This is a genomic window from Nonomuraea rhizosphaerae (genome assembly GCF_019396405.1).
GTDB lineage: Bacteria > Actinomycetota > Actinomycetes > Streptosporangiales > Streptosporangiaceae > Nonomuraea > Nonomuraea rhizosphaerae.
In genome coordinates this window covers 1-8827 of record NZ_JAHKRL010000160.1, presented here as the reverse complement: position 1 = coordinate 8827, position 8827 = coordinate 1, and the positions used below count along the sequence as shown (strand labels likewise).

Annotated in this window: 7 protein-coding genes; 4 read left to right on the top strand and 3 right to left on the bottom strand. The window is 66.5% G+C overall.

Features of this window, described 5'->3' with window-relative positions; all coding sequences use genetic code 11:
- Together KME77_RS07800 and KME77_RS07795 are read right to left on the bottom strand one after the other, a co-directional pair.
- Positions 1-213: DUF6364 family protein (locus tag KME77_RS07800; protein ID WP_219463435.1), on the bottom strand; the 213-nt coding region annotated here is incomplete at its 3' end.
- An 81-nt stretch (positions 214-294) separates the two neighbouring features.
- Complete coding sequence (locus KME77_RS07795) at positions 295-1734, bottom strand: TLP1 C-terminal extension domain-containing protein (RefSeq protein WP_219463433.1); 1440 nt, start codon at positions 1732-1734, stop codon at positions 295-297.
- A gap of 283 nt (positions 1735-2017) precedes the next feature.
- Here KME77_RS07795 and KME77_RS07790 point away from each other — a divergent pair, with 283 nt between their 5' ends.
- Complete coding sequence (locus tag KME77_RS07790; RefSeq protein ID WP_219463431.1) at positions 2018-3139, top strand: trypsin-like serine peptidase; 1122 nt, start codon at positions 2018-2020, stop codon at positions 3137-3139.
- A gap of 111 nt (positions 3140-3250) precedes the next feature.
- Here the strand turns inward: KME77_RS07790 and KME77_RS07785 are convergent, their stop codons facing one another.
- Positions 3251-3508 carry an SSI family serine proteinase inhibitor gene (locus KME77_RS07785; protein WP_219463429.1) on the bottom strand — a complete coding sequence of 86 codons (258 nt, stop codon included), beginning with the start codon at positions 3506-3508 and terminating at the stop codon, positions 3251-3253.
- Between the two features lie 304 nt (positions 3509-3812).
- Here KME77_RS07785 and KME77_RS07780 point away from each other — a divergent pair, with 304 nt between their 5' ends.
- From KME77_RS07780 to KME77_RS07770, 3 genes are all read left to right on the top strand, one after another.
- Positions 3813-4922, top strand: a complete 1110-nt coding sequence (locus tag KME77_RS07780; protein WP_219463428.1) for a trypsin-like serine peptidase — start codon at positions 3813-3815, stop codon at positions 4920-4922.
- A 191-nt stretch (positions 4923-5113) separates the two neighbouring features.
- Positions 5114-6280, top strand: a complete 1167-nt coding sequence (locus KME77_RS07775) for a trypsin-like serine peptidase (RefSeq protein WP_219463426.1) — start codon at positions 5114-5116, stop codon at positions 6278-6280.
- Between the two features lie 383 nt (positions 6281-6663).
- Complete coding sequence (locus KME77_RS07770) at positions 6664-8193, top strand: trypsin-like serine peptidase (RefSeq protein ID WP_219463424.1); 1530 nt, start codon at positions 6664-6666, stop codon at positions 8191-8193.
- Positions 8194-8827 lie beyond the last annotated feature (634 nt).

The following is an 8827-nucleotide window of genomic DNA, read 5'->3' as shown; positions in this document are numbered from 1 at the left end:
CTCCTTGATCTGCTCCCACTGGAGCCCCGGCCCGTCGGGGTCGCCGGAAAGGGGCAGCTCCACGCGGGGCCGTTCGGCCGCCTCCGTGGAGCGGTTGAGCAGTTGCCGCAAAGCATCCTCCATCACCGAGGTGAGACTGCGTCCTTGTTGCGCCGCGTACGCCTTCGCCTCGTTGAGGAGTGCTTCGTCGATCCGCACCGTGGTCCTCCGCATGACTACAGCCTGCGCCGCTGACATAAATATGTCAAGTGCAGACAGTAGTCACTCGCTCACACGTTTGCATCGACTTTACCGTCACCAGGTAGCGACATTGACCTTACCGTCGGTAGTCAGACGCACCCGCTGCCCCACCAGCTCCCGCGACTCCGCGTCCGCGATCAGGTCCTCACGCAGCACGTGCGCGTGCGCCCGCCCGCCCTCGGGCAGGTCGGCCACGAGGATCCCCTTGTCGGGCGTGCCGTCGCGGTGGTGGCCCACCGTGTACCCGGCCACGACGGCCGGCCCCTCGTACGCGTCCACGATCGGCACCGACTCCGCCACGAACACGGGCGCGGCCGAGCCCAGCGCGCCGCCCGGCTCGGTGGACCAGATCGCGTACGTGTGCTTGGTCAGGTGCATCCCCACCCCCGTCACCAGCCCGTGCCCCTGCTGGGCGCGCAGCAGCCCGGCCATGGTGGCCGTCGAGTGCAGGACGTAGTTGCTGGCCGGCCCGCCCGCGTACGGCAGGCCGCCGGTGACGGTCAGCCCGCGCCGGTCGAGCGGGTCCAGCTTGATCGCGTCGCACGCCTGCCGCAGCGCGATGGCGAAGCAGCTGTAGAGGTCGATCGCGTGGATGTCGTCCAGCCCGAGCCCGGCCCGGGCGAAGGCGGCCTCGGCGGTGCGCGGGACGGCCTGCGAGGAGCCGAGCGCGGGCCGCGCCGCCACCTCCCACGTGTCCTCGCCGTAGGCCCAGCCGCGCAGGTAGACACGCCCGTCGTCCGGCACGCCGAGCCTGTCGGCGAGGCCGGTGGAGACCAGGACGGCGGCCGCCGCCTGGTCGACCTCCATGACGGCCACGGTGTTGCGCGTGTACGGCCAGCCGACGAAGCGGTTGCCGGTGACGAGCTCCTCGGGGGTGCGGGCGGTGCGCCGCCAGGCGTACGGGTTCGCGGCGGCCACCTCGGTCATCGGCGCCATCATCCGCCCGCGGTCGAGCATCTCCTCCGCCAGGGACGTCCCGAGGGCCGCCCGCCTGGCGGTCTCCATGATCGCGTAGGTGTGGACCGGGAAGAACAGCTCGTGCGCCAGCTCGGCGGGATGCGGCGGCCGCTCCCACCCGTACGGCGGCTTGGGGTCGGCCGGGTGGCTCCACGGGACGCGCTCGCCCGCCTGCCGGTAGTGGCGGCGCGTGGCCAGCGCCTCGGCCCCGGCGACCAGCGCCGAGTCGAGCTCCCCGGCGGCGATCCTGCCCGCCGCCTCGCCGATGAGCAGTTGCGGGGCCGTGCCGCTGACCATCGAGTACGCCCGGTGCCGGGGCGCGGCCCCGAGGCGCTCGGCCAGGCGGCCCACCGGCGAGTCGTACTGCCAGGAGTCGGTGTGGACGAGCTGGATCGAGTCGAGGCGTTCGACGGGCAGCCGCGCCTCGCGGGCGGCCGCGCGCGCGACCTCCTCCCAGAGGTCGAGCGGCTCCGGGCCCGGCTGCTCGCGTACGGTCCGCTGGGCCGCGCCGATGAGGCAGGGGGTGCGTGGATCCATGTGACCATTGAACCAGAACAAGATTCGGTTGGTAAGCAGTGACTTTTGATAATTACTGTTACCGGTGATGTCACAGAAAATAAAACTCCGCCTCCACCTGCGGAGATGCTTTCTGTGAATACATGCGAATCAGCTATTTATATAACGGAACGGAACCGGGCCATGCTTTTTGGCGTCGTTTCCTGGCCGACGGGTTGCGCCATTCATTAACGTTCCCAACGTTTTCCTGGCCCACCGGGGCGCCGTACCCCGCTCTGGGCCGCCGAGAACTGAGAGGAGCTCCATGTTTTCCCGAGCAAGGCGTATCGCGATCCCGCTCGCCGGACTGATGGCCATCGGCCTGGCCGCGGGGATGGTCGGCGGCAGCGCCGCCAACGCGACCTCACCCTCCGACGTCGTGTCCAAGGACGCGGCCACGCCCGCGTCGCAGGCCGTCCAGTTCTGGACGCCCGACCGCATCAAGCTGGCCACCGACTACGACGCCAACCTCGACGCCACCTCCCGAGGCGTCAAGGGCAGTAACTCCACCCCCGACGGCCCGCCCGGAACCGTCGCCCCGATCGGCGAGGAGAAGACCAAGAAGGTCAAGAGCAAGCAGGTCAACCTGCCCAACACGGTCGGGCGCGTGTTCTTCACGCTGCCCCACACCAACCCGGCTCACCCGGCCAGCTGGCGCTACTGCTCGGCCAGCTCCGTGCAGGGCAAGTACCGCAACCTCGTGGCCACCTCGGCCCATTGTGTCTACGACACCAAGTTCAACACCTTCTACGACAACTGGATCTTCATCCCGTCGTACTGGGACGGCAACAAGGTCTGGGAGGGCAAGGCCCCTTACGGCATCTACGCCGCCAAGACGTTCAACGCGCACGACGACTTCGTGGTGAAGGAGGACTACGACTACGACTACGCGTTCGTCAACGTCTTCAACGGCATCAAGGTCAAGTGGGAGAAGGTCAACGGCAAGTGGCAGCTGACCAGGAAGAACGTCGGCCGCCTCGGTGACAACGTCGGCGGCCAGGGCTTCACCTGGAACCGCAGCACCAAGGTCAACGTCTACTCGTTCGGCTACCCGGCCGGCGAGCACCCCGACGGCGACAAGCCCTTCACCGGCCGCACCATGAAGTGGTGCTACGGCAAGACCACCCCGATGCCCGAGGCCCCCAAGTACAACCTTCAGGAGCACATCGGCTTCAAGTGCGCCTTCACCGCCGGCGCCAGCGGCGGACCGTTCCTCTACAACTACAAGAGCTCGACCCGCACGGGTTACCTGATCGGTGTCAACAGCGTCGCGTGGGACACGGACGGCAACGACCGTTACGACCGCATCTCGTCGCCGTACTTCAACACCGACACCTACAAGGTGTACAAGGCCGCAGCGAACCGGTGGAGCGGCAACATGCCGTGATGATCCACGGGTAGCACCCATCACGGGCCCCGGCCGCTCTCCTGGCCGGGGCCCGCCTCTGCGCGGAAGGCTCAGACCCTTCGCGAAGGGCTCAGACCTTTCACGGAAGGCTCATATCTGGAACACCGGTCCGGTGGTGACGGCCAGCTCACAGGCGTTGGAGAACGTCCGCTCGTACTGGTACTCCCGCCCGTCCCACACCCCCGTCGCCGTGGCGTGGACCGGGCTGTACTCCATCGTGCAGGAGGCCCCCTCCCGCCGCTGCAGCCGGCCCGGGTCGCCACCGGCCCGCTCCAGCGCGGTGCACGCCGGATCGGACCATCCGGGAGCGCAGGAGAGGGTGGCCGTACGCGATCCAACAGTGATCAAGAAATACCGCGGACCGTCTCGATCCGGCATCGCGAGAGCGGCGGGAGCGGCGGCGAATGCCGTACAGGAAAGAACGGCGAGACACAGAAGTCGGCGCATGCCCGCAGCCTCTCCCGTTCCTCTGACCTGCGACAACGACCGACACGTGCTATCTGTACAGGAACCCTTGACGCACTCCTTATGCGACGCAAGTCACGCTTGATCAGATAACGAATCTTCATCCGAGCTGCAATACAGTGAGTGATCTGGAAAAATCCACCGATACAACCCCCAGTAGAACGAACCCCAAAGGCAAGGCATTTTCATGATCCCCCGGGCCTGGCACCTGGTAGCGGCTGCCCTCAGCGCGCTGCTGATGCTGCCTGCCCTGGTGGGGACCGCCGTGGCCGCCACCTCCGCCACCAACAGCCGGGTCTATTCGGTCACCCTGGCCAAGAGCCTGGCGGACATGAAGAAGGTCGCCGAGTACTGGAAGCCGGAGAAGCTGAGGCACGCCGACAGCTACGCGCCCGCCACTCCGGGCTCACAGTCCTCCTCCTCCGGCGGCGCCACCACTCCCAGGAGCGCCGGCGCGGTCGCCGTGCCCAGCCAGGCGGTCGCGGCCAAGAAGCCCCAGAGCCTGCTGTCCGTCGCGCCGGTCCTCCCGCGGGGCTCCTCGCCCGCCAGGACCATGGGCAAGGTCTTCTTCCGTTTCGGCGACAAGGAGTACTGGTGCTCGGCCAGCTCCGTCGCGGCCAAGAACCGCAGCGTCGTGGCGACCGCCGGGCACTGCGCGTACGACTCGCGCCAGGCCAAGCCGGCGGGCTACTGGATCTTCGTCCCCAACCCGACCTCCACCGGCGAGACCCCTGACGGCATCTACGTCGGCGCCGCGATCACCATGCACGAGGACTGGCCGGGCAAGGCCGACTACGACTTCGACTACGCGTTCGTGACCGTGCACCGCGGCTTCAAGTGGGTGGAGAAGAACGGCCAGCTCACCATGCAGGACGTGGGCAGGCTCCAGGACAACGTCGGCGGCCAGGGCCTGACGCTCGGCAAGGGGCTGGCCCTGACGTACTCCGCCTTCGGCTACCCGGCCGGCCCGCAGCCGGACGGCACCCGCCCGTTCAACGGCCTGACGCTGCGGTCGTGCACGGGCAGCTCGCAGCGCACCGCCGCCCCCAGCCTCGACCTGCAGTACGGCGTGCAGATCCAGCCGTGCAACTTCAGCGCGGGCGCGAGCGGCGGGCCGTGGCTGCTCAACTACCGGGACGGCACCAAGCTCGGCTTCCTCAACGGAGTCAACAGCCTGACCTGGAACAGGGACGCCAAGGGCGGGTTCGACGCGGTGTCGTCGCCCACCTTCAACGCCACGACCGGTGAGGTCTACCGACGCGCCGGGGCGATCACAACACCGCAAAGTGTGACGTAAGCCACACACTGCGTTTCGCCACCCACAGTGATCAGCCGGTATCTGATCTCGGACCGGTAACGGCCATGATCAGATCCCCTGACCGGGCCAACGGGTAATTCCCATGACCAGAGTCAGCCCGATAAGTTCCCGGCTTGTCCGTTTGTCGCGTTGTGGGGGTGTTACAGACGCCCCCGCGTCTGGAGTTTCCCTTGAAGCGCATCCTTCTCCCGGCCGGTGGCGCCGTCCTGGCGACCGGCCTGTTGGCCGCGGGCCTGGCGAACACCGCTCAGGCACAAGACGACATCGCCACCGACCCCATGGCCCGCAACACGCAGCAGGCCTCCTCCGTCGCGTCCTTCTGGGCCGCCTCGAACTTCGCCGCCCTCCGCTCCGCGACCGCCTACACCTGGGACGCCAAGGAGGTGCGCAAGGTCGTCTCCAAGGGCGGTTACAGCCCTGACGGCAGGCCCGGCACCGCCGCGCCGATCGGCCAGGAGAAAAAGACCTCCGCCAAGGTCCAGAACGTCAACATGCCCAGGACGGTCGGCAAGGTCTTCTTCGTCGACGGCAAGGGCAAGTTCCGCTGGTGCTCGGCCACCTCCATCCAGTCGAACTACCGCAACCTGGTCGCCACCGCCGGCCACTGCGTCTACGACACCGACAGCAACAAGGCCCTGCTCGGCAACTGGGTCTTCGTGCCCGGCTACTACCAGGGCAAGACGCCGTTCGGGATCTACGTGGGCAAGCAGGCCTTCACCCACTACGACTTCGACGTGTACGAGGACTACGACCGCGACTACGCGTTCGTGACCGTCTACAACGGCATCCAGTTCAACGGCGTCAAGCAGGTGGACCGCAAGGACTACGAGCGCTTCGTCGGCCCGAAGCGCAGCTGGGGCGGGCGCTACTACATCCTGCTGTCCAAGGACGCGGGCCGGCTCGGCGACGTCGTCGGCGGCCAGGGCGTCTCCTGGAACCAGCCCACCGGCAAGTACGTGCGCGCCTTCGGCTACCCGGCGGGCCCGCACCCCGACGGCAACAAGCCGTACAGCGGCGTGACGCCGAAGTGGTGCTACGGCAAGACCACCGCGAAGGCCGTCGGCGCGCCGTGGCTCAAGATCGAGGAGCACATCGGCCTCAAGTGCGCCGTGACGCCCGGCTTCGACGGCGGCCCCTGGCTGGCGAACTACAGCAACAGCAAGCGTCTGGGCTACGTCAACGGCGTGACCAGCACGTTCGCCGACCAGGACGGCAACGACCGGATCGACTACGTCACCTCGCCGTACTTCGACGGCGAGACGGCGGCGGTCTACAACTCGGCCAAGAACACCTGGTCGGGCAAGATCGTCGGCCCGAACGGCGAGCTCTACAAGTAACGCGTCCCGCTCTCCCCGAGGGGGTCCGGCTTCGGCCGGGCCTCCTTTTTTCATGATCATTCTCAGGGGTCCGGCGATATTAGACGGGAGCCGCCCAAATCTGGTTCCTGTGATCTATGTCACATCAACCTGATGCATGACGGAACATGTACTCGGAGGGGTCTGTGACTGTACCCACCAATACGCAGCGAAAACGTGGTGTTTTGGTCACTGTCCGCTAATATCTCTGACTGGTCACGGAATGGTCACGGCGGGGAGGGCGCCTTACCAATGGCGCAGATCCGCTTTTACCTGCGGAGATCACCGCGCTATGTTCCTTGCTATCCCTTTACTGACGCATGGGACGCGTGTTGCGTCCCACGACAGAGCAAGGAGCAGTTCCCTTGAAGCGCATCCTCATCCCCGCCGGTGGCGCCATCCTGGCTACCGGTCTGCTGGCCGCCGGTCTGGCCGGCACTGCCCAGGCCACCAGCGACGTTGCCTCCGACCCGATGGCGAAGAGCGCAGCGGACGCCAAGGCGATCGCCGACTTCTGGGCCGCCACCAATGGCGCCGCCCTCAAGGCCGCCAAGGAGTCGAACGTCTGGGACGCGGGCGACGTCGCCAAGCTGCAGAGCAAGGGCGGCTACAGCGCCGACACCAAGCCGGGTTCCTCCACGCCGATCGGCGAGGAGAAGAAGACCACGGCCAAGGTGCAGAACGTCAACATGCCGAAGACCATCGGCAAGGTGTTCTTCGTCAACAGCAAGGGCGAGAAGCGTTGGTGCTCGGCCACCTCCGTGCAGTCGAAGTACCGCAACCTGGTCGCCACGGCCGGCCACTGCGTCTACGACACCGCCACCAACTCGGACGTCATGTCCAAGTGGGTCTTCGTGCCCGGCTACTACCAGGGCAAGACGCCGTTCGGGATCTACGTGGGTAAGCAGGCCTTCACCCACTACGACTTCGACGTGTACGAGGACTACGACCGCGACTACGCGTTCGTGACCGTCTACAACGGCATCCAGCTCAGCGGTGGCACCGCCAAGAAGGTCTCCAAGGCCGACTGGGACAAGTACACGGGCATCAAGGACGCCAAGGACGTCGAGATCTCCCGCGACGAGTTCCGCGCGTGCAAGCTCGACCCCACCTCGATCGAGGCGTGCTGGGCCAAGCGCGGCTCGGACGCCGAGCCGACCGGCCCGGACTTCCCCGGCGCCGAGGTCACCAAGGTCGAGGTCAACGCGAACAAGTACAAGTTCGCCCGCGTGGGCAAGGGCAACGGTTTCAAGTTCGGTGAGCCCGTCACCGAGATCGTGACCGACTCCGAGGCCGCCGCGTACAAGAAGGCCGCCGAGAAGGACTCGTCGAAGTACCCGGCCACCGTGGCCAAGGACGCCCGTGGCAACTGGACCATCACCCACTACTTCGTGCAGCAGTGGTACAAGCCCGGCACGGCGACCAAGTTCTACAAGACCGAGTTCTTCATCATCGAAGGCGCCGCGAAGGACGCGGGCCGTCTCGGTGACGCGGTCGGCGGCCAGGGTGTCTCCTGGAACCAGCCCACCGGCAAGTACGTGCGCGTGTTCGGCTACCCGGCCGCGCCGCACCCCGACGGCCACAAGAACTACACCGGCATCACGCCCAAGTGGTGCTACGGCAAGACCAGCAAGAAGGTCGTGGGCTCGGCCGCCAAGAAGATCGAGGAGCACATCGCGCTCAAGTGCGCGATGACCGAGGGCGCCGACGGTGGTCCTTGGCTCCTCAACTACAGCAACGCCAAGCGTCTCGGCTACGTGAACGGTGTCACCAGCACCTTCAACGACCAGGACGGCAACAAGCGCGTCGACTACATCTCCTCGCCGTACTTCGACGGCGAGACCGCCACGGTCTACAAGGCCGCGGCGAACGTGTGGTCCGGCAAGATCATCTAAGTGCCGTAGCGACCGGCACAGGTCGGTACGTATCTCGGTAACTCACGAAGGGCCCGGCAACCGCCGGGCCCTTCGGCGTTCCAGGAACCACTCACAGGGAGCGGCGAGGCAGCCCTCAGGTTCCGCCCAGAAAGTCGCTCAGCGGCCTCTACAGCCCCTCGGAGAGGGACGTACGGAGCCGCCCCGCAAATCTGAAGGGCGTTTGGACGCACGGCGCGCCCGGACGGTGCCATCAAGTCGATGTGATCTGCGTCACATTCGCCCGAGATCGATCCGCAGGGTGGCTCTGGGGTCTCCGCAGTCACACTGACAACTTCCTTATGTTGATCTGCGGAAACGGGCGCGTCCGGCAGTTCCGGCAAGTCACCCTCTATCGCCACTTAAACATCACAGAACGATCACGCCCGACTTAGCGCTGCTTTTCCTCTCAAAGCAGCTACCAGTTCCCAAGATCGACACTGTATGTTCCTGGCTATCCCTTTACTGACGCATGGGACGCAAGAGGCGTTCCACGACAGCGCAAGGAGTTACCGTGAAGCGCATCCTCCTCCCTGCCGGTGGCGCCATTCTGGCCACCGGTCTGCTGGCTGCTGGCCTGGCCAGCACCGCTCAGGCCGCCGGCGACGTCGCGGGC

Bases quoted from the DNA above. Each gene is read 5' to 3' on its own strand.
- KME77_RS07795 (WP_219463433.1), bottom strand. From the start codon at position 1,734: ATGGATCCACGCACCCCCTGCCTCATCGGCGCGGCCCAGCGGACCGTA.
- KME77_RS07790 (WP_219463431.1), top strand. From the start codon at position 2,018: ATGTTTTCCCGAGCAAGGCGTATCGCGATCCCGCTCGCCGGACTGATG.
- KME77_RS07780 (WP_219463428.1), top strand. From the start codon at position 3,813: ATGATCCCCCGGGCCTGGCACCTGGTAGCGGCTGCCCTCAGCGCGCTG.